The sequence below is a fragment of the Pedobacter sp. A2324 genome, from assembly GCF_059693705.1.
Window position 1 is genome coordinate 277,864 of record NZ_JCASSK010000007.1, and the last position, 20,446, is coordinate 298,309.

General features: G+C 42.5%; 24 protein-coding genes, 1 pseudogene and 1 riboswitch. Of the genes and pseudogenes, 12 read left to right on the forward strand and 13 right to left on the reverse strand.

Features of this window, described 5'->3' with window-relative positions; genetic code table 11:
- Positions 1 to 696: 696 nt before the first annotated feature.
- From AC570I_RS20395 to AC570I_RS20425, 7 genes are all read left to right on the forward strand, one after another.
- Complete coding sequence (locus AC570I_RS20395) at positions 697 to 1,533, forward strand: SDR family NAD(P)-dependent oxidoreductase (protein ID WP_497406980.1); 837 nt, start codon at positions 697 to 699, stop codon at positions 1,531 to 1,533.
- 58 nt (positions 1,534 to 1,591) lie between these two features.
- On the forward strand, positions 1,592 to 2,512 hold the full coding sequence (locus AC570I_RS20400; RefSeq protein WP_497406981.1) for a helix-turn-helix domain-containing protein: 921 nt from the start codon (positions 1,592 to 1,594) through the stop codon (positions 2,510 to 2,512).
- 289 nt (positions 2,513 to 2,801) lie between these two features.
- Positions 2,802 to 3,230 carry a LexA family protein gene (locus AC570I_RS20405; protein WP_497406982.1) on the forward strand — a complete coding sequence of 143 codons (429 nt, stop codon included), beginning with the start codon at positions 2,802 to 2,804 and terminating at the stop codon, positions 3,228 to 3,230.
- Positions 3,214 to 4,458, forward strand: a complete 1,245-nt coding sequence (locus AC570I_RS20410; protein WP_497406983.1) for a Y-family DNA polymerase — start codon at positions 3,214 to 3,216, stop codon at positions 4,456 to 4,458. The genes AC570I_RS20405 and AC570I_RS20410 overlap by 17 nt, the downstream gene beginning before the upstream one ends.
- A gap of 38 nt (positions 4,459 to 4,496) precedes the next feature.
- The gene (locus tag AC570I_RS20415) at positions 4,497 to 5,201 is read left to right on the forward strand and encodes an SOS response-associated peptidase (RefSeq protein ID WP_497406984.1); all 705 of its coding nucleotides are present in this window, start codon (positions 4,497 to 4,499) and stop codon (positions 5,199 to 5,201) included.
- Positions 5,202 to 5,222: 21 nt separating this feature from the next.
- Positions 5,223 to 5,846 (forward strand): alpha-ketoglutarate-dependent dioxygenase AlkB family protein, encoded by a 624-nt coding sequence (locus AC570I_RS20420; protein WP_497406985.1) that lies wholly within the window; start codon positions 5,223 to 5,225, stop codon positions 5,844 to 5,846.
- A complete protein-coding gene (locus AC570I_RS20425; RefSeq protein ID WP_497406986.1) occupies positions 5,843 to 6,343 on the forward strand; it encodes a hypothetical protein in 501 nt (166 codons plus the stop codon). The genes AC570I_RS20420 and AC570I_RS20425 overlap by 4 nt, the downstream gene beginning before the upstream one ends.
- Before the next feature lie 63 nt (positions 6,344 to 6,406).
- Here the strand turns inward: AC570I_RS20425 and AC570I_RS20430 are convergent, their stop codons facing one another.
- The 5 genes from AC570I_RS20430 to AC570I_RS20450 all read right to left on the reverse strand — a co-directional run bounded on the left by AC570I_RS20430 (position 6,407) and on the right by AC570I_RS20450 (position 9,381).
- Complete coding sequence (locus AC570I_RS20430) at positions 6,407 to 6,598, reverse strand: cold-shock protein (RefSeq protein ID WP_047801067.1); 192 nt, start codon at positions 6,596 to 6,598, stop codon at positions 6,407 to 6,409.
- A 203-nt stretch (positions 6,599 to 6,801) separates the two neighbouring features.
- Positions 6,802 to 7,323 carry an STM3941 family protein gene (locus tag AC570I_RS20435; RefSeq protein WP_497406987.1) on the reverse strand — a complete coding sequence of 174 codons (522 nt, stop codon included), beginning with the start codon at positions 7,321 to 7,323 and terminating at the stop codon, positions 6,802 to 6,804.
- Positions 7,324 to 7,436: 113 nt separating this feature from the next.
- Positions 7,437 to 8,519, reverse strand: coding sequence for an AI-2E family transporter (locus AC570I_RS20440; RefSeq protein WP_047801069.1), 1,083 nt, complete (start codon positions 8,517 to 8,519; stop codon positions 7,437 to 7,439).
- Positions 8,520 to 8,560: 41 nt separating this feature from the next.
- The gene (locus tag AC570I_RS20445) at positions 8,561 to 9,172 is read right to left on the reverse strand and encodes a class I SAM-dependent methyltransferase (RefSeq protein WP_497406988.1); all 612 of its coding nucleotides are present in this window, start codon (positions 9,170 to 9,172) and stop codon (positions 8,561 to 8,563) included.
- On the reverse strand, positions 9,172 to 9,381 hold the full coding sequence (locus AC570I_RS20450) for a hypothetical protein (protein WP_497406989.1): 210 nt from the start codon (positions 9,379 to 9,381) through the stop codon (positions 9,172 to 9,174). Before AC570I_RS20450 ends, AC570I_RS20445 begins: the two co-directional genes overlap by 1 nt.
- 195 nt (positions 9,382 to 9,576) lie before the next feature.
- Here AC570I_RS20450 and AC570I_RS20455 point away from each other — a divergent pair, with 195 nt between their 5' ends.
- The 4 genes from AC570I_RS20455 (at position 9,577) to AC570I_RS20470 (ending at position 12,432) form a co-directional block, all read left to right on the forward strand.
- Positions 9,577 to 10,023 (forward strand): hypothetical protein, encoded by a 447-nt coding sequence (locus AC570I_RS20455; RefSeq protein WP_497406990.1) that lies wholly within the window; start codon positions 9,577 to 9,579, stop codon positions 10,021 to 10,023.
- Positions 10,024 to 10,028: 5 nt separating this feature from the next.
- Complete coding sequence (locus AC570I_RS20460) at positions 10,029 to 10,985, forward strand: quinone oxidoreductase family protein (RefSeq protein ID WP_497406991.1); 957 nt, start codon at positions 10,029 to 10,031, stop codon at positions 10,983 to 10,985.
- Positions 10,986 to 11,163: 178 nt separating this feature from the next.
- Positions 11,164 to 11,343 carry a hypothetical protein gene (locus AC570I_RS20465; RefSeq protein WP_497406992.1) on the forward strand — a complete coding sequence of 60 codons (180 nt, stop codon included), beginning with the start codon at positions 11,164 to 11,166 and terminating at the stop codon, positions 11,341 to 11,343.
- Positions 11,344 to 11,388: 45 nt separating this feature from the next.
- Positions 11,389 to 12,432, forward strand: a complete 1,044-nt coding sequence (locus AC570I_RS20470; RefSeq protein WP_497406993.1) for a hypothetical protein — start codon at positions 11,389 to 11,391, stop codon at positions 12,430 to 12,432.
- Between the two features lie 114 nt (positions 12,433 to 12,546).
- Here the strand turns inward: AC570I_RS20470 and AC570I_RS20475 are convergent, their stop codons facing one another.
- Together AC570I_RS20475 and AC570I_RS20480 are read right to left on the reverse strand one after the other, a co-directional pair.
- Entirely contained in the window at positions 12,547 to 12,717 is a 171-nt protein-coding gene (locus AC570I_RS20475) for a hypothetical protein (RefSeq protein WP_497406994.1), read from the reverse strand.
- 44 nt (positions 12,718 to 12,761) lie between these two features.
- Positions 12,762 to 13,004: a hypothetical protein gene (locus AC570I_RS20480; RefSeq protein ID WP_497406995.1), complete on the reverse strand. Its 243-nt coding sequence runs from the start codon at positions 13,002 to 13,004 to the stop codon at positions 12,762 to 12,764.
- Positions 13,005 to 13,385: 381 nt separating this feature from the next.
- Between AC570I_RS20480 and AC570I_RS20485 the strand changes: the two genes are divergently transcribed.
- Entirely contained in the window at positions 13,386 to 15,293 is a 1,908-nt protein-coding gene (locus AC570I_RS20485; RefSeq protein WP_497407013.1) for a glycoside hydrolase family 97 protein, read from the forward strand.
- A 187-nt stretch (positions 15,294 to 15,480) separates the two neighbouring features.
- Here AC570I_RS20485 and AC570I_RS20490 read toward each other — a convergent pair whose 3' ends face one another.
- From AC570I_RS20490 to AC570I_RS20515, 6 genes and pseudogenes are all read right to left on the reverse strand, one after another.
- Positions 15,481 to 16,461 carry a glycerophosphodiester phosphodiesterase family protein gene (locus AC570I_RS20490; protein ID WP_497406996.1) on the reverse strand — a complete coding sequence of 327 codons (981 nt, stop codon included), beginning with the start codon at positions 16,459 to 16,461 and terminating at the stop codon, positions 15,481 to 15,483.
- Between the two features lie 139 nt (positions 16,462 to 16,600).
- Positions 16,601 to 17,761 (reverse strand): esterase, encoded by a 1,161-nt coding sequence (locus tag AC570I_RS20495; protein ID WP_497406997.1) that lies wholly within the window; start codon positions 17,759 to 17,761, stop codon positions 16,601 to 16,603.
- Between the two features lie 94 nt (positions 17,762 to 17,855).
- Positions 17,856 to 19,151 (reverse strand): voltage-gated chloride channel family protein, encoded by a 1,296-nt coding sequence (locus tag AC570I_RS20500; RefSeq protein ID WP_497406998.1) that lies wholly within the window; start codon positions 19,149 to 19,151, stop codon positions 17,856 to 17,858.
- Positions 19,152 to 19,216: 65 nt separating this feature from the next.
- Positions 19,217 to 19,282, reverse strand: a riboswitch (Fluoride riboswitch).
- 63 nt (positions 19,283 to 19,345) lie between these two features.
- Positions 19,346 to 19,444, reverse strand: a pseudogene (locus AC570I_RS20505) (DUF2256 domain-containing protein); the annotation flags it as partial.
- 31 nt (positions 19,445 to 19,475) lie between these two features.
- Positions 19,476 to 19,955, reverse strand: a complete 480-nt coding sequence (locus AC570I_RS20510) for a DUF4385 domain-containing protein (protein WP_497406999.1) — start codon at positions 19,953 to 19,955, stop codon at positions 19,476 to 19,478.
- A gap of 11 nt (positions 19,956 to 19,966) precedes the next feature.
- The gene (locus tag AC570I_RS20515) at positions 19,967 to 20,305 is read right to left on the reverse strand and encodes a hypothetical protein (RefSeq protein ID WP_497407000.1); all 339 of its coding nucleotides are present in this window, start codon (positions 20,303 to 20,305) and stop codon (positions 19,967 to 19,969) included.
- Positions 20,306 to 20,446 lie beyond the last annotated feature (141 nt).

Consider the following 20,446-nt stretch of genomic DNA (forward strand, 5'->3'; position numbering starts at 1 on the left):
ATGTTGGTATATTTTTTCTATTGTCTATCTTCACTATTAATTAATGCTCATAATTAGCGATCTTAATCTGGTAATTTTTTACAATGAAACCAATACTCATTCAATTACTTAACATCATTACAGCTGGGTTCTTAATCTGGTTAATGCCGCAATCTCTTATAATGGATTTTAGTCGTGATGTACTTAAATCAATTTGTGTGATTGCTGTCGATGTGGTATGTATAACATTAATTGCATACAATATCAGGAATCTATTTTATGCTGTTCGACAGTTAAGATAGATCAATGAATACTCGCAGCCTGATTACATAAATGCTTTCAATAGTTACGCATTTCGTGAACAAAAGGCTGCTTCAATACCAAAACTTCTAATAACGTTTTGCCAAATAAATCATATTGCTGGTGTTCGATGACCATCTGTAGTGAGCTTCACCAAATATAGATATTAGTTTTGATGATGCTCACACTTTTGGCAGCCTGTCTGGCGGCCTGCATTAATTTACGGAAAGACAGTATAAATGGTATTCAGCTTATAATGGCGGATCTGTCCATCGGAAAGCTTGATCTAAAGGGGGGGAAGATTTTGCAATCTTAAGGGGATAAATGTTCCGCTATTAGCCTACAAAAATCTGCGCTTTGCCTACAAATGCAGAAGCAGGTCTCACTAATTTTGTCGTGTAGAAATAAATAAATATTATGGAACAGCAAAATAGAGTATGGTTTATTACGGGGTCATCCCGTGGTTTCGGGCGTGTATGGACAGAAGCAGCATTAAAACGTGGCGATAAAGTAGTGGCTACAGCAAGGAAGCTGGAGAGCATTACTGATTTCAGCGAAAAGTATGGCGACCAGGTATTGCCGCTGGAGTTGGACGTAACAAAACCGGATCAGGTTAAAGAAGCAGTTCAAAAAGCTCATATACATTTTGGAAAACTTGATATTGTGCTAAACAACGCAGGTTATTCATTAGTGGGCACTATTGAGGAAGCAACTGCAGATGAAATCCGGGCTTTGTATGAAACCAACATTATTGGTCCGGTAAGCGTAATTCAGGCGGCGTTGCCCATCTTGAGGGCACAAGGTTCTGGCCATATCTTAGGAACTTCAAGTAACATCGGGCATTTCACTTTGCCGGTTTTGGGATATTACAGCTCTTCAAAATGGGCATTTGAGGCCATCCACGAAAGTCTTGCAGAAGAGGTAAAGCAGTTTGGAATTAAAGTCACCATTATTGAACCAGGAGCATATGCTACCGAATTCGGTAGTCAGGAATCATTAAAGTTCGCAGGCAATATTGAGGCGTACACAGCGCTGAAGACAGAATTTATTAAAAACCTTTCGTCCTTTGAGCAGGGAGATCCTAATGCAACGGCACAAGCGCTTTTTAAAGTTGTAGATGCTGAAAACCCACCGTTGCGTTTTAATATGGGAAGCCATAATCTTCCATTGATCAAGGGGGTTTATGCAGAACGTATTGCCTTATGGGAATTGTGGGATGAAGTTTCAAGATCAGCACAGGGTAATAAGGGATAATTTTAAATAAAACCGGTTATTTTAATAGCCGGTTTTATTATCTTTAATGGAAGAATTTATGAAAAAAGAGGAACAGGCACCTACAAAATTTAAATCACTCAGAGAAGCACATCTATTTTTCGACCTGCCGGAACCCAGGCATCCGCTGGTTAGCATGATAAACGAAGTGCATAGTTTTATGCCACCTGATAAACTTCACCATCGCCATGTGCTGGGTTTTTACAAGATATCATATAAACCAAGGTTAAGTGGCAAAGTAGAATACGGACAGGATTACTATGACTTTGATCAGGGCGGACTATTATTTGCTGCACCTGGTCAGATTATCGGAGGTAAAGGTTCTGAAGATTCTGCCTGTTCTCAGTTTTCATTGTTTATACACCCCGACTTCTTTTTAGGCTACCCGCTTGCTAAAAAGATAAAGCAGTTTGGTTTCTTCTCCTATTCCATTAAAGAGACGTTACATCTCTCGGAAGAAGAAAAAAATACAATCCTTTCTATATTTAGTTTTATCGAAAATGAATTGAATGCTAGGATAGACGATTTCAGCCACGATGTGATCATATCACAGTTTGAATTACTATTTAACTATGCCAATCGTTTTTATAAAAGACAATTCATTACCCGAAAGGCAGTAGGGGGTAATGTGCTTGAGAAATTCGAGACCCTATTGGATGCCTATTTTAAGGATGATTTGGCTTTGAAATTTGGGTTACCCTCTGTTTCATACTTTGCAGACCAGCTAAATCTTTCTTCGAGTTATTTAACTGATATGCTCCGTTCGCTAACCGGACAAAGTACGCAGCAGCATATACATGAAAGACTGATCATTGAATCCAAACAGATGCTCTCAACCACAAACCTTTCTGTAGGAGAGGTTGCATATGCACTGGGATTTGAGCATCCTCAATCGTTCAATAATCTGTTTAAGTCTAAAACGACAATTTCTCCAATGGAATTCAGAAGGTCGTTCAATTGATTGTTACTAAAATACAGCATCTTTTTACTTGCCGGATCAATCTGGCAAGGTTGAGGCGATTGAGCATTTCCTAAATGAACCGGAGGAATTCCTGAGCTTGCATCTTATGCCGCTAAATCCTAACCATCAAAAGGTCAAAACGTTTTTAGGAAGCAGGGCAAAGTTTTGGTAACAGACACCTGTACCTGGATTATTCTTACTGGTTGTTTTATTTCTCTAACAAAATTAGCTTTAAATTTAATTTGCTAAAATAATTAGTATAAATTTGTTGTGGTAAAGCAATGGATGTATGATCAGGTCGTTTGAGAAAAGAGCAGAGCAAAAGATTTCGGGATTTCAGTCTCCGGCCGCAGATTACCTGGAAGGACGACTGGATATTGCTGAAAAGCTGGTGGTTGATCCGCATACAACCTTTTACTTCAAGATGGAGGGTGAGGCAATGCATTCATTCGGCATTGATGCAGGAGATATCCTGGTGGTAGACCGTTCATTGAAAGTTTGTGCCGGTGCAGTAGTAATTGCCTTTATTTCCGGCTGTTTTTCCTGCAGGATGTACATGGTGATTGGCGGGGAGGCCGCTTTGCGAAATGATAAAGGCGATACGCTGGAAAAGGACATGTCGGAAATTTCCATCTGGGGTGTGGTAACGGCGATTTGCCGGGGCATGCTGCCGGCAGGATTAAAGCAGGGGAGGTACAGGGATGTTTGCACTTTGTGACTGTAATAACTTTTATGCTTCTGCCGAGCGTTTGTTTCGCCCCGAACTCAATGGTTTACCGATTGTGGTGCTGAGCAACAATGATGGCTGCGTGATTGCCAGGAGTGAGGAAGCTAAAGCCTGTGGTATTAAAATGGGTGATCCGGAGTTTTTGGTTCGCGACCTGATTAAAAAGTTCGATATCCAGGTGTTTTCCAGCAACTATGTATTGTATGGGGATATGAGTGAGCGGGTGATGCATAACCTGGCCAGATGGTTTCCAAGATTGGATGTGTATTCGATTGATGAAGCTTTTGGCTGGCTGGGCGGGGTTTCGGATTTAGCAGCTTATGTACCCAGGATCAGGAAATCGGTGGTCAGGAACTCGGGTATTCCGGTTTCGATTGGTGTTGCACCTTCCAAAACACTGGCCAAGCTGGCCAATAAACTGGCCAAGAAAAACAATGGGGTAATGGTGCTGGATACGGATGAAAAGATAACCGCTGCAGTCCATGATTTTCCGGTGCACGACCTTTGGGGCGTGGGACGCCAGTATTATAAAAAGTTTGAAGAGTTGAAAATTGAAACTGCTGGTCAGCTGCGTGACATGCCAGAAATGTGGTTTAAGCAACACATGACCATTATTGGTCAGCGAATGTGGAATGAGCTTTGGGGAAGGCCGGCCATACCGATTGATGCAGTACGCGAAAGTACCAAAGGGGTAACCGTGAGCCGCTCGTTTAGAAATTATATTGAGCAGCCAGACATCCTGGCGGAAGCAGTGACGCTTTATGCCACAAGACTGGCCGAGAAGCTGCGTGCACAGGGACTTCGCTGCCTGTATCTGCAGGTGTTTTTATATACCAATGAGAACAGGGAAGATCATCCGCAACATTTTCCCTCGCATACCCACAAGCTGCTCATTGCGAGCAATAATACCTCCGATCTGGTGAAAATCGCGGTAACCGTATCGGCCCGGCTTTTTAAGTACGGCATGAAGTACCGCAAGGCGGGGGTGATTGCCACTGGACTGGTACCCGAATCGGAATTGCAGCTGAATATTTTTTCTGCACACGATGGTGGAAAGAAGGACAGGGTATCGGAAGTGCTCGATAAACTGAACCTGGCTTATGGCAGGGGCACGCTGCGCATGGCGACGGAAGGATATGAGAAAAAGTGGCGCCTGAAGCATGAGTTTTTGTCGAAGGGTTATACCACCCGCTGGACGGATATTATTAAAGTAAAATAGATTTTTGGTTTAAGGTTTTTGGATAAACGATTCCGGTGTTGCCGGGAAGAGAGGAAAAGAAGATGTGTGGAAGAACATTAATTGGGGAGAGTAAGGCGATGGCGGCCAAAGCCGGCGTGATTTTGGGCGGTGAGGCAAAGGAAAAGGATACCAACCGTCCGCCGGGAACAGATATGCCGGTGATTCTGGATGCGAGGCCCGGCAAACTGCATTACGTGAAATGGGGGCTGATCCCTTCAGGATCAAGAGAAGTACCCAAGTTTGCCACCACGTATTGCCGCATAGAGACCATGCACAGCCTGCCGAGCTACCGGCAGCTGATTGGCCGCAGGCACTGTGTGTTTGTGGTGGAGGGTTTTTATGAGTGGGACCGGAACAGCAAGGTGAAACAACCTTATTTTTTTGAGCGTGTAGACAAAGGTATTATGCTGCTGGCAGGTTTCTGGGACAGCTGGAAAGATCCTAAAACGGGTATTGTGATCCCTTCCTGTACGATGATTATGCAGCCGGCAAATAATTTTATGTCGAAAATACACGACCGGATGCCTTGCCTGCTTTCGCAAAGCGAAAGTGGGATATGGCTGGATAGGGAACTACCTGCATCGGAGCGGCTAAAGGTGCTTCATCCGGTGGATGATTTCCTGCTAAAAGGCTGGCAGGTAGATGCCAAGCTGAATAATGCCAGGAATAAGGACGAGGATAATAATAAACCTTCGGGGCCTGACCTGAGCTTGTTTAATTAAATATTTTTATTTTTTGTCAGGATGGAACAACTGAGCTTTTTTGGGATAGCGGGGCAGACAGTGGGCTTGCCCCTGGATGTACTGGAATATCGCGCGGGCTTTATTCCGGAGAGGGAGAGTGATGCCATGCTGGCTGAGCTGCTTTCCACTACACCATGGAAACAAAAAGTGGTGAAGTATTACGATAAGGAAGTGATAACGCCAAGGTTATCTGCTTTTTACGGTAATGAGACGCAGGTGGATTATACTGCGCTCGGTAAGTCTGCGCCATTGCCCTGGACGGAACCTTTGTTGTCATTAAAGCGGCTGGTGGAACCCGTGGCAGACATTGCCTTCAACAGCGTGTTGCTCAATTATTATCGGGATGGGCAGGATTCAGTAGCCTGGCACAGCGATAATGAAACAGTAATGGGTTCGCATCCGATTATTGCTTCGGTATCTTTCGGACAGGTGCGAAGCTTTGATATCCGGTTGAAGGCCGATCATGCAGTGAAGCATTCCGTGCGACTGGAGCATGGTTCGCTGTTGTTGATGAAGGGTGATTTGCAGCAGAAATGGGACCATAGGATTGCTAAATCCAAAGCCTTTATGCGCCCGAGGTTAAATCTGACCTTCAGGCGAATCATTAATCCTTTAAGCGTATGATCAAATTACATTATATCCATGAGGATGGAGCCTCAGCGCTTGGCTTCAGCGCTTATCTGCTTTTGCAGGAGAATAACGGTGAACCGTTTATGATTTTGCGGGATGATGAAATCCTGGGGGAGCTGGATATGAAGGGCGGCTGCTGGAAGGCATCGGGCACATCTGATCTGAACAGGGACTTTTTACAGGCCGTTGGACAGTTTATCGATGCCCAGGCGTTTTCAACTCTACCAGCTATGCTGCTTTCCCGTTGGGCGGATGATCTGGAGGAGGTGGTCGTTCAATCGGAAAGCGATTATTTGCTGGTCTGTAAACCGGCAAGGGATTTTGCTGTTTTTGAGCGCATTTTCCGGGAGTTCATCACAGGAATAATCAGAGGTGAGGGGCTATTTAATTTTAAGGTTTTCGATGCAGGCTTTGAAAGGGATTTTGAGCTCAATGTAGAAGCGAAGGCGGTGGATAGGGCTTATGCCGGCCTGGAGAAATGGCAGGCGTAATGAGCAAAAAAAAACATCCGCCTTTTGGGCGGATGTTCTTAACAATTTATGAAGGGTACGATCTTATCCTATCTTAACATTGATTGCGTTCAGGCCTTTTCTGCCCTCTTCTACATCATAACTTACTGTGTCATTCTCACGAATGTTATCTAGTAAACCAGATACGTGTACAAAAAGTTCTGCATCGCCATTAGCTGGTACGATAAATCCAAAACCTTTTGTCTCATTGAAAAATTTTACTGTTCCTTGTTGCATTATATTTTATTTTAATTATTCTCAAATATACTAAAATTAATTGAAAATCAAAATGTTATATTTTTCATCTTGAGTTGTTGATCAACTAAAATATGCATTTATTAACCACGCATCGCCCAGCAATGGGTTATATCAGGATTCCGGCGATATTTTAAAATTTGATTGAAGGCGTACGGAATTGAAATATCCTGTAACAGTTTACTTTAAACATGCTCACTTCGGTAATCCTGAATGATGCGCAATAGTCCTTTTGCGTCCATATCCAGTTCAGATGCGGTAAGGAAAATCTGGAGGGTATCAGTTGAATCCTGGATACCGGTTACTGCCATCGCCGATAGTTTTTTCTCGATGATTGGCATATAGTAAGTTGCTCTGCCAACCTGGAGTAATATTAACGTATCCCAACCGGATTTCGTAATGGTGATGTCCTGAATATCTTGCCAGTAGATCAGGCCTGCCGCCTTGCTCACTGCGGTAACCGCTGAGGTAATTCCTTCTTTACTGAGTGTAAGAAGTGGGGCTGACTGGTTTAAAGATAGGAGCATGCGGACGATGACAATGATCAGTATCAGTGCCAATACAGCAGATATTCCAGCCAGCTTGGTGCTGATGTCGCCGGTGAATAAACCGATGCTATACAAAAATACGGCGACCAGGGAAATAAATATGCCCAGGCATATGATGATAAGTTGTGCTGATTTTTTCTTGTTTTTGTAAAATTCCATTCTTTAAATGCGTTTATTTATGCTTCCTGATTTTGAGCATGAATAACTGATAACCTGGCTTTTTGTTTCAGATGGATGTTGGGTTGGGTTAAACCCGGCTGGTGTATTGGGAGTTAGGAATAAATAATTTCCTTCGTCCGGTTTTCAAGTTGCGGATCTTCAGGGAACTGTCGGAGATAAAATTCCTCATAATAGGCTTTGATGATTGCCGCCAATGGTGTGGCAAGCAGTGCACCTGTGAGGCCGAATGCGGTTCCCATAGCCAAAAGCAGAAACAATGACGACATAGGATGGATGTTCATGGTGGATGACCTCAGCTTCGGCATCAGAAAATCAGAAACAAGTTCGTTAAGTAACAGAAAAAATATTAGACACCAAAATGCCGTTGCCGGACTCACAGAAAGTGCTACCAGAGTGGGAGGAATAGCCATAATATAAAATCCGATTTTGGGAATCAGTTCTGAAAAAAAGGCCAGTGCAGCCCACACCAATGCACCAGGAACATTCATTAATGTTAAAAAACCGTAAACCAGTACGGCCTCGATTGCCCCACCAATCAGGTTAGACTTCATCCAGCCAACAAGCATTACTGAGGTATGTTTCATTGCTTTTTCTGCTTTTTCTCTTTGCTTGACTGGAAATACAGTTAGGTAAAGTTCGACGATAGGTTTTGGATTGCCGACAAAGAAAACCACCATACAAATGAATACGATGAAGACGAAAATACCACCAAGCACTGAAAATGAAAAATTACCGAGCCCCATTACCGTGTTGCCAATGGAAGGCATTGCTGAGGAAATGGAGGCACCTCCTTCATTGATCTCTTTTCTGAGTTCAGGAAATTTCCGGAGTACGGAATCCAGGTAACCTGATACGCTGGAATAATATTTTGGAAGGTTTCCAATCAAAACATCCAGCTGGTTACTTAAATGAGGAACCACCATCCAGCCAAGCAGAAGGGTAATGCCAAAAATGATAAAGAATATAATAAGGCAGGCTAACCACCGTTTCATACCTTTCTTTTCGAGGCGGCTTACAGGCGCATTGATAATTACCCCCAGAACGATGGCGAAAATCCCCAGAAGTACAACACTAAGTATTTTGTAAAGGAACCAAAGCAGGATCACTAATCCCGCCGTGTAAAGGATAATCGAAGTAACTGTCCGGAATATCCCGTCATTTGATTTGATGCTCATGTGTTAACTTAACCATGGCAACTCTAAAATGTTTTCTTGTTTTAACCGCAAAATCTCGCCATCCACACGTTTGCATGCCCGCAATCCGGATCATTGACGACATGTTTTAATACTTTAAAATGATGTTGTTTCAGGAGTTGACTGTAATTCTCCGTATTTAGTGATGCATGAAACAGATTTTCACCACCGTTCATTCCCCAGGCTTCTCCAAGTTCTGTTCCGGAAGTAAAAAGTAGGATTCCGTTAATATTCAAATGCTTTTCGAAAAGCTCAAACATAGCTGGCTGATCGTTGATTGGTAAATGGAAAAAGCTATGCCATGCGATGATGGCATCAAACTTTTGATTCAGATGAAGATGACGCATATCCTCTAAAAGAAATTCGCTTTCCGGAAAGTTCTTTCTGGCGATGGAAAGTATTTCCTTGCTGGCATCAACCCCCGTTACTTTCAAGTTCTTGCTGATCAGATATTGTAAAACTGGTTGTCCGGTGCCACAACCCAAATCCAGGACATGCCCATCTGCCGGTATATGGTCGATCAGGTCATCAAGGTGTGCTTTTTCAATCAGCTCAGTTGGTCTGTTTTCAGAAAACCATCCTGCAATTTTATTATATACCAGGTAAACGTTTTCCCTTTCGTCATCCGAAGCCATTATAATTGCAATTCGATAAATACATCGTCGGGGTTTTCTTGTTCGAATATGGTAATAACCTTATCCAGGACAAGCTCCTTTAATGCTGCTGTTAAATCACCAGGTTCCATTCCTACAGCGGATGATGTTTGCGCGAAGCTAAACATTCCCCTTGTTGAATCTTTTAGTTCTTCAGTCAGATACAACCTGACCACTTCTCTGTTCGTCATATCGCTAATATAGTAATCTGTATCCAAATAAATACGGTCGTAATTTAGTCTGGGTTCTTCGCTGGTTTTTGGTCACTCAAACTTGTTTGGAGTAATGGGCAGATAAATACCTGAATAAGTTGAAAACCATTCATCAAATAAGTCTGTTTTGTGATTGACTATTAAGCGGAATCACCGTTGCAATCATAAAAACATATGAAAAAATTACATCAGATATTTGCAGGATTGGCCGGGGCAGTGGCTTTAAATCTTTTGCATGAGGGCTTGAAAAGGACAGGAAAAGATATGCCCAGAATAGATTTGCTTGGCGAGGAAGCTTTAAATGACATCCTCGGTACAGTGGGTGGACATATTAATAATGAGAAACAACTTTATCTGGCCACGCTTGCGGGCGATATTCTGTCGAATACGTTTTATTACAGTTTGATTGGTGCAGGTGGCAAAAAACACATTTGGTTAAAAGCGATCTTCTCCGGACTTAGTGCCGGAATTGGTGCAACAGAACTTGCAAAGCCATTGGGGCTTGACGAAACTACTGTTGCCAGGAGCAATAAAACGAAAGTACTTACCATTGCTTATTACTTAAGCGGCGCACTGGTTACCGCTGCAGTACTCAAGGCATTTCAGAAAAATAGAATTTAATTCGAATGAAAGCAGCAGTATATTCAAAGAATGGAGGGCCAGAGGTTTTCTCCTATACCGAAGTAGCAGACCCCAAACCTGGCTCAAATCAGGTACTGATTAAAGTGGAAGTGATCAGCATTGAAGGCGGCGATTTGTCTAACCGTTTGCTTTCTGCGCCACCTACCTCAAATTACATTGTGGGTTATGCTGCATCTGGAGAAATTATTGAGATTGGCGCTAACGTGACTGGTTTTCAGGTAGGGCAGAAAGTGATCACTTTTAGTTGGGCGGGTTCGCATGCTGAACTTAGGGCCGTTGATGCCGCTTCCACTTATGCGATTCCAGAAGGAATGGAACCAAAACTGGCAATAGCTGCATTTATTGGGGTGGGAACGGCTGCGCTGGCCATTCATTTGAGTGCTATACAACCTGGTCAGCGGGTGCTGGTAAGCGGTGCAACCGGCGGGGTGGGCAATGCAGTTGTTCAATTACTTGTGAATGATGGAATTGAAGTGATTGCTACCGGAAGAAGCGCAAACACGCTCAGGTCTTTGGACGAATTCGGTGTGTGGAAAACAGTTGTTTCGGGTGAAAAACCCATTAATGAACAGGTGAAAAAAATTGATGAGCATGGCGTAGACGTCTTTATTGATACAGTAGGTATGGAAGTACTGGTGGATGGCATGAAGGCGGTAAAAAATGGTGGTAAGGTAGTGTTGATTGCAGGAAGGGCGGGGGAAGGAAACTTTATTGATCCGCTATACATCCTGTCACACCGCCTCACCGTGATTGGTTGCTTACTCGGAGCGGTAATGCAGGAACCATTTGTAGGTGATCTACTTCACAAATCCCTTCGGTGGGTTGCAGAAGGTAAAGTAGAAGTGCCCATTCATAAAGTATTTAAGCTTGCTGACGCCGAAAGTGCACATCGAGAAGCGGAGAAGTCGGGGAAATTCGGAAGAATTTTAATGATTCCCTAACAGATTTACACGTAGCTATTTGCAGAAATAGAAAGCTTCAACCTGGAAGATAAGGCTTTCCCTTATCTGATAGTTTACGTATTAAACATTCTTGTTTTGGTAGGTTCTTTTAATCTTCCAAAAAGGAATTATTTTCAAACCTTATCAGGATTATTTTTGTTCCGTATTAAAAAAGAAGATGATGATAGATAATTATGACCCAAAAGATGGCGAAGATGATAAAGGCCAGGCAAAACAAAGTCCAAATGAGGAAAAAGAAGTGGATGATAATGATGTACAGCGAGGTTTGACGGGCGAAACTGACGATGAAGAGGATGTGGGTGGCGATTTAGCCGGAAACGCAGGCGGGAACACATAAGCATTCAGCAGCCAAGCCGCGGTATACACTAACAAAAAGATTAATATGGGTCAAAAATTACACTTCGCTTCGTTGTGTTTGATAGTATTAAGTACGTTTTTAGCTTGTAAGAAGAGGTCAGAAGATCCAATTCTCCCCACGCCGCAGCCATATGATGTTTATGCAGCAGGACGTGAAGGATACGTCGCTAAATACTGGAAAAACGGCAGTGGAGTTACCGTGGGTGGAAACACCGGATCATCAGACGCAAATGCAATGGTGGTGTCTGGTGCAGACATTCATATTGCAGGATATGAAATTAATGCAGCAGGAAAGTATGTAGCCAAATACTGGAAGAATGGCAGCTCAATGTCATTAACTGACGGTACAAGAGATGCATTTGCCAACGACATTTTTGTATCTGGCAATGACGTTTATATTGCCGGCCAGGAACTATCCCCCGGCGCGTCTACTTATCAGGCAAAATATTGGAAGAACGGGACACCCGTTGCGCTAACAGATAATACGCAGCAGGCCGTTGCTACAGGTATTACATTAGTAGGCAATGATGTATATGTAATCGGTGAGCGCAGAAATCTCGACTGGCTTACTACCATTACCTGCTATTGGAAAAACGGACAGTTGTTTGATCTTTCAGACCGAAGCCGGGCGGCGGTTGATCAGGCGATTGCTGTGTCGGGCAATGATTTATATCTGGCTTGGTCAGAAAGTTATAATAACTCCGGTCAGTCGCAAACCCGCTATAGTAAAAACCTGGGGGCTCCTGTCCTGATTGAAGCAGGATCTGCGGATGTGCGCGGAACATCAATCGCTGTAAATGGAAATGATGTTTATATTGCCGGATTTGGGCTGAGCGCCGCAAACAATGCGATTGTGGCGAAATATTGGAAAAACGGATCACCGGTTATTCTCTCCAGCGGACCTGAAAGTGCTTTCGCGTTGTCTGTAGCTACATCAGGAACTGATGTGTACGTAGCAGGCTACAGTGATGCTGGTGCGGCCCAGTATTGGAAAAACGGCACGCTTGTGTCGCTTACTAATGGATCACAAGCCGCACTGATCCGCAAAATAGTCGTGAGAAAAAAGTAACAGAGGATATATCGGCTACTTTTGTATGATGCTGGCACACGCAAAATGCGTGCTTCAGGCCATCACTAATCAGCGCAAGGATTACCAAATCTTAATCGCGTTATCATACAATCGCTAGGCAGGATCGTCATCCGGATTTTCAAAGTCCGCTTCATCATCTGGTTTATTGGGATTATTTTCGAGGTTTTGATCAGATAAGTCCTTATCGTTCCTCTGTTCTTCGTTGTTCTCTTTGCCGGCAGTTTCTTTGTCGGCATCTTCATTATGTTTTTTCGATTCGTTCATGTCCATTTATATTTTAATGTAGTGATTAAGAATAATTCTGTGCATTATTCGTGGTCAGCATCGCTACCTTTTCCCTGTTCCTGTTTTTGATCTTCTTGGGCACCCTCACCAGATTCCCGGTCACTGTCGGCATCACTGCCTTTAACCTGTTCTTGCAGATCACCGGCAACAGCATCTGTGTCAGCGGGATCATATTGTTCTTCAGGATTGGATTCAATTTTTTGGTGTACTTGCTGGATATCGTTCAGGATATCTTTTTCACTTTTACTGTTTTCCGGACTGCTCATGTTATAGGTATTAGTATTAGAAAGACAAATGCTATTGGGAAAAGGTTTGGGTTATTTGATAATAGTGAATTGCTAGTTGTGGTGTGTCATGTATAATTGTTTGTTTACGACTGTAGCTTAACAAATTTAGGAGTGCTAACGGGTAGCTTTCAACTGAATTTTTCCAATAATCGTAACTTTTATGATGGAACTATGAATCTGTCACTACTGAAGTTGCTTTAATGGAAAGTGAATCTTATTATTGATATGCCTGAATAGAAAATCAGTTTGGAGAGATTGGGAGCCAAATGATGCAAAATACTTATAGATGCTGTTATGTATAATATCAAAATGAATAGAAGAGTTTTTATGCTGTTTTCGTTTTTAATAGTTTTAGGGACTATGAAAAGCAGGGGGGCGGACCTATCTTCCCCGGATGGATCAGTTAAAGTAAAAATAAACGTCATGGATAAAGTATATTACAGTATATACCGTGACAACACTCCGCTTATAGAGGGCGCTAGCCTGGGAATTGTTACCGATCAGCAGTTTTCAGGTAAGGAGATAAAGATCCAAAGCAATAAATTTTCGCAAACATCGGGTGCAATCAGGCCTGTTGTTCCGTTAAAGTTTTCCAGGATAACCGATCAGTTCAATTCATTATTGATTCGTTTGAACACAGGATATAGTGTTGAATTCAGGGCGTATAATGATGGCGCTGCTTATCGCATCGTCAGCAACTTTAAAGGAGACCAAAATGGAAAAGTTAAGGTTTTAAACGAAGATGCAAGTTTGAACCTCCCTGATGATTACTTACTGCATTTACAACCCGCTAAAGATTTTACTTCAAATTATGAAACCAACTACATCCATTTGGATAACGGAAGATGGCAAAAGTCTGGCCCAATGGCCACACTGCCAGCCCTGATAGATACCAGAAAGGGATTTAAGTTGCTTTTTGCTGAAACTGACGTGAGGGATTATCCATGCATGTTTCTTAAAGGCAATGGTTCCAGAGTTAACGCGGCATTTTCAAAAGTTGCACTGGAGGATAAGCAAGAAGGTGATCGGTTTATGAGAATCACAAAGGAAGCCGAGTATATTGCTCAAACAGATGCTAAAAGGACCTATCCCTGGAGGTATTTCATTATCTCGAAAAGTGATAACGAGTTACTGGAAAGTACATTGCCGGTAAAGCTTGCTCCAAAATCCGAACTGACAAATACCAGCTGGATTAAGCCTGGAAAGGTAAGCTGGGAATGGTGGAATGATGCCGCTCCTTATGGAAATGATGTGAATTTCGTTTCAGGTTATAACCTGGAGACTTATAAATATTATATGGATTTTGCATCCAGGAATGGCATTCCATATATCATTATGGATGAAGGGTGGGCAGAGAGCGTTTTTGATCCTTACATTCCTAATCAAAAAGTCGATTTACACGAGCTGATCAGATATGGGAAGGAAAAAAAGGTAGATATCATATTGTGGCTTACATGGCTTACAGTTGAAAAAAATATGGATCTGTTTAAAAAATTTGAAGAATGGGGAATAAAGGGTGTAAAAATTGATTTTATGGACAGAAATGATCAGTGGATGGTTAACTACTACGAAAGAGTGGCTAAGGAAGCAGCAAAACATCATATACTGGTTGATTTCCACGGCTCGTTTAGCCCGAAAGGATTGGAACATAAATATCCGAATGTGATTTCATACGAAGGTGTGAGAGGTATGGAACAAATGGAGGGCTGTCAGCCAGATAATTCCATCTATCTACCTTTCATGAGGAACGTGGTTGGACCTATGGATTTTACACCTGGTGCAATGATCAACATGCAGCCTGAAGTTTTTGGCGGTAAAAGGCCAAACGCTGCAAGTGTGGGTACCCGGGCTTACCAGCTTGCATTATTTGTATTATTTGAAAGTGGTGTACAAATGCTATGTGATAATCCAACACTATATTACAAAAATCAGGAGTGTACAGACTTTATTACTCAGGTTCCTGTGACCTGGGACGAGACTAAAGCAATAAAAGCAGAGGTAGGGGAGTTTGCTATTGTTGCAAAACGGAAAGGCAATAAATGGTTTATCGGTGGAATTACCAACGGTAAAGAAAGGACTTTTGATTTAAAACCCGATTTTCTGACAAAAGGTAATTCTTATGAAATGACTTCTTTCGAAGATGGAATTAATGCTGACCGCCAGGGGATGGATTACAGGAAGAAAAGCCAGGAAGTGAATGCTCATTCAACCATTCCTGTGAAACTCAGCAGAAATGGTGGATTTGCGGCTGTTATTACAGAACGCTAACGCAGATACCATCGGTTATCCTGACCGTGTTAGGAGAGCGGAGGAAGTAATTGAGAAGGCAATACGCGAGGCACTCGATGCTGTATCAGGCCGATATAAACTGGAAAAGAGCTCTTCTGAGCTCTTTTCGTTTGTTAATATGAATGTATTTTGTACGGAATGATATGTTGTGAAACCTGACGGATGATTATTTCTTTTGATGACTTCCCACGAGTTTGATTAGAACATCGGGGCTATTAGTGATGATTCCATCGACACCAAGCTTTTGTAAAGCCAGCATATCATCTTCTTTATCAACTGTCCATGGAAGAATCTGCATCTTCTTTGCGTGTGCCTGTGTAACCATTTCTGCGTTTACCCCGGTATAATACGGGCTATAGATAGCTGGTACAAAGCCTAAGTTTTTCAGATCCTCTTCCAGACCGAATTTTTTGGCGTTCATCTGTTTGAAATATTCCTCAACCTCTTTGGCTGATAACCCATATTGCTTTAGCTGCTCTTCGGTTAGATTCATTTTTCCCTGAACCAGAAGTGATAGCTTAATTTGAGGGTAGCTTTGGTGCAGAACTTTAAGTGTTCTTACATCAAAAGACTGAATAACCAGACGTTTATTAATCCCTTTGGTATTGATTACATCCATCATGGTTTCAACAAAAACTTCTGGTGTGGGATTGTATTTTCCATCACCAGCAGGTGAAGATTTGGTTTCAATATTGTAATAAACCGGTTTGAGTTTGTTCTTTTTTACATAGCTTTCTACACTGTCGATCAGATCACGCAATAATGGCTTATGGGTTTTGAGTTGCTCTTGATTAGGGAACATGGAGTGAGGTCTTAAACCTGAGCTATATCTGCGGATGCTGTCATAGGTCATTTTGAATAAACTCAAATCTTTTTGCTCTTCTTTCGTTACAGCAGAACCATCAGGTTTGCTCATAAAAACCGCCGACATATAAGGGTCGTGGGAAACCACTACTTTCCCATCGGATGAGATAACAACGTCGAGCTCCAGTGTTTTAGCCCCTAGCTTTACCGCATTAAGCATCGCCGGGATGGTGTTTTCCGGGAGCAAGGCCATCCCACCACGATGTGCCTGAACATCGATTTTTTGCTGGGAAAATGCTGTGCCGGATAATAACAGGCCAATAAGTAAAAGTTTCGTCTTCATGATTAGTACGGAATAAAATATCCCGCAAAACTAACAGTCCGGTATACGCAGCGGTATTACGGGAATATTAATTTTGTGCTAACATGATAAAGGAATGAAGCATCTACTTTGGTTCTATCTCATAAAAAAGCCTCGTCAACTATTTGAAAAGTTGCTGACTAAAAGTAACAAGATAATCTCTCCAGTTCGACCAGGTGTGGCCTCCTTCACTTTCCGAATAAGTATATTTCACACCGTATTCGTCTAGTTTTTTCCGGTAATCTGCTACTGATTTGTAAAGGAAATCCGTTTTTCCAATGCCAATCCAGTATAATTTTAAACCGTTGCTGAATTGTTTTTTAAGTGTAACATCAAAGTTTTCGTAAACCGGAGATGTGGTTTTGCTGAAAGGCATGATCGCTGGAGAAAAAAGACCAACATAATCGAATGTTTTAGGGTAAAACCTGCTGATGTGAAGGGAATGGAATCCGCCCATGGATAAACCTGCAATGGCCCTGTTCGCCTGATTAGCATTTACCCTATAGCTGACTTCAATAAATTTGACGATATCCATAAATGTTTCTTCCATTTTTCCGTCCATCGTGTGGGGCAGTTGCATGGTTGGTTTATACATGCCCTTCGAATCTTCTCCTGGTGCTGCACCTTGTGCAACGTTTCCATTGGGCATCACCACAATCATCGGTTTAGCTTTTCCCTGCGCAATGAGGTTATCTAAAATCTGGGCAGTTCTTCCCAGGGCCAGCCAGGCTTCTTCATCTCCACCCATACCGTGCAGCAGATATAATACCGGGTATTTGTTTTTCCCTTCCTCATAACCCGGAGGGGTATAGATTGAGATTCTTCTGTTTTTTTCATTTCCCGGAGATTTATACCATCTTTTGCTCACTGTTCCATGCGGCACATCTTTTACCAGATAATTTTCGGCTTTTCCATCTGGCACAATAACCACGTTCACTACCGATGCCACATCTCTGATCTGATAAACGTTATTGGCATCCCGAATTTTGAGTCCATCAACAATAAATGAATAGCTGTACAATTCTGGCTTCACAGGAGGGGTAGTGTAAGTCCAGAGGCCATCGTCCTGTTTGTTCATCGGAACCGGGTTATTGTGCCCAAGCATGTCACCTTGCAATTCCACCTTTTTTGCGCCTGGGGCCATCAAACGAAAAGTAATACTTTTATCAGAGTTGATTTCGGGTGAAGTAATTTCCTTATTATTATTGAAATTTAAGTTCTCCTGGGCCTGCACCTGAAGGATAGTACACAGGAGCATTGCAAAAAGTAATTTCTTTAGCATTGTGAGTATGTATTAAATGTTAACGTGATATATTTATTGAAAAAAGTCTCTGTCTGTTGAATTATCATTTCTGAATTAGCTTAATATAACTTTTTTATTCTTTTGATGATGGTACCTTTTGTTTTGATTTAGAAAATAATTTAGGAATGCCGGGTTCCTGTGCGGTATATATCCCTGCTTGTCCGCTGAAAAGATACGCGGTAAAACAGGCTACAGCAAAGAAAAGAATGTACTGACTGCCAAACAACTCAACGCCCATTACCGTACAGGCCAGTGGTGTATTCGTTGCACCCGCAAAAACCGCTATGAAGCCCAGTGCTGCGAAAAGGCCTACAGGTGCATCCATCCATCCGGCAAGGGTGTTGCCCAATGTTGCCCCGATGTAGAACAGGGGCGTTACTTCGCCTCCCTTAAAGCCTGTTCCAAGTGTGATAGCGGTATATATGGTTTTCCATAGCCAGCTGAAATGCTGAGCACCTCCGGCATGGAAGGCAGAGGCGATGGTTACAGCACCCTTGTATTCAGGATCAACCCCTAAGCTCAGGTAATCGGGTTTGCCCAATAAGAGCGTTAAGAGGATGATTGTGAGTCCACCGCATACAGGAATCAACCATTTGTTCTTACCTATGTTGGAGAAGAAGGACTTCACCAGGTGTATCGCCAATGAAAAAATGTAGCTTGCCAGTCCGAATGCAATTGCCGATAAGATTACCTTGAAAAGTAAGAGCAGATTTACCGGAAGATAATCAGAAAGAAAGTAGGATGAATCGGGTATGATATCAATTCGGTATGGGGTGTGGTGTATGCCCCAGGCAGCTACAGTTAGATCGCCAACAATTCCGGCAATAAGGCATGGAAGTAGAGATGTATAATTAATCTTTCCGATTACCAATACTTCCATTGCAAAAATAGCCCCCGTTAAAGGGGTTCCAAAAACTGCACCAAAGCCTGCGGCAATACCCGCCGTGAGCAATATGCGAATTTCATGTTCGTCAAGTCTAAACCATTTTCCAAAGGTAGCGGCTATACTTCCTCCGATTTGTACTGCGGTACCTTCACGCCCGGCAGAGCCTCCGAACAAATGGGTAATGATAGTGGTAACCAGTATCAATGGAGCCATCACCATCGGAACACCGTTTTCAGGCTTGCTGATTTCTGTAAGGATAAGGTTGTTGCCTTTTTCTGAAGATTTGCCGGCAACTTTGTAAATCAGGTGAATAACAATACCGGCAAGCGGAAGCAGGTATAGTAACCATTTATTGGCAAACCTCAAATGGATTGCCCCCTGTAATAACCACAGGAAAAGGGCAACCATGCTGCCGATACAAACGGCTACAGGAATGGTGATCGACGTCCAGCGCAAGGCATAACCAAGGCTCTGCAACTTCATTTTTGAGATTATTCGATTCAGGTTATTCATTAGCGGAATTACCATCGGGATTTCATTATCCGCGATACTTTGCAGGCGCCATCAGCTTTGAAAAGCGGTTGAATCGGAAGGACACCATTTCCGTAAGTCAAATATAAAAAAGATTTACCTTTTTTTGCATCAGGACATGCTTATCGTCTTATTACAAGAAATAATTACGCAGATTTCCCTCGTCTGCATTTTTCGGAGCAGTATTTTACCTGTTCCCAAACTTTTTCCCATTTCTTGCGCCAGCTAAAGTTGCGTCCACAAACCGTACAGCATTTTTAAGGAAGGTTTTGTTTTTTAACCCCTTTCATCTTTCCACTGCTTCTTTAGTTTTACATATTTTTCATTGGCTTCTGCTGTTTTCCACCGATCATAAAAGATAGACGCAGATACGGCCTTTTGTGCATCGCCGGTGCCGCGTTCCAGCTGGCGGTAATCCTGATCGGCATCATACTTCTTTCCCCCTTTGTAATTGGCATATCTTCTTGCCCGGGTATAACCCATCTGCAGGTATTTGCGGGCCATGTCGGCTCCAACAAAATCATCCGCTCGCAAATACTCAAGGAAAAGTTTATATATTTTTTCGCTGCTTTCGTTGGCGATATCGGGTGTTTTAAAACGCCAGTATCGGCCAATTTCACTTTTGTATGGCTCGCAGATCAGCACACCTTGTTCACCCTTGCCTACTCGGTAGGCCTCAGGATGAACTCGGTAGTCGATATCAGGTTTCCATTCGTATTTAGAATGGTCAAAATTGAGATAGCTGGGTTTGTCCATCTCTGATCTTCTTATCCCTGATTGATGTGGTCGTTCAGGTAGCTTTCGGCACTGATCAGGTCGTTGTCAACCTGTTCTTTTGCTGTTGCCGATTCATAATGTAGTGAATCCTCCGCGAACTCACTCAGCAGCGTAAATTTAATTTCACCTTCTTCGGATGCAGCAGGGGCGGCTTTACCTATCACAGTAAAAATGCCCTCTATACCTTCGTGCACAAAACTGTACTTCACCTGAAAATCATCCTGGTCATCTGTCGGGATTTCCGCAATTTCTGTGTACGCTCTCGCCTGAATCGTTTCAAGTCCTTGTTTCAATAATTTGATTGCTTGTACTTTTTTATCTGCTGTCATAGGTTTTGTTTTTATTTCCTGTTTAACATTTCGCTGTCGCTAAAGTTTTAGAATTGCCTGAATAGCTAAATAAACAAAGCTGCTTTCATTAAATTATTTAGCCTGGTTTTAAGTAAGATCAAGATTTAAATTGCGCTGTAA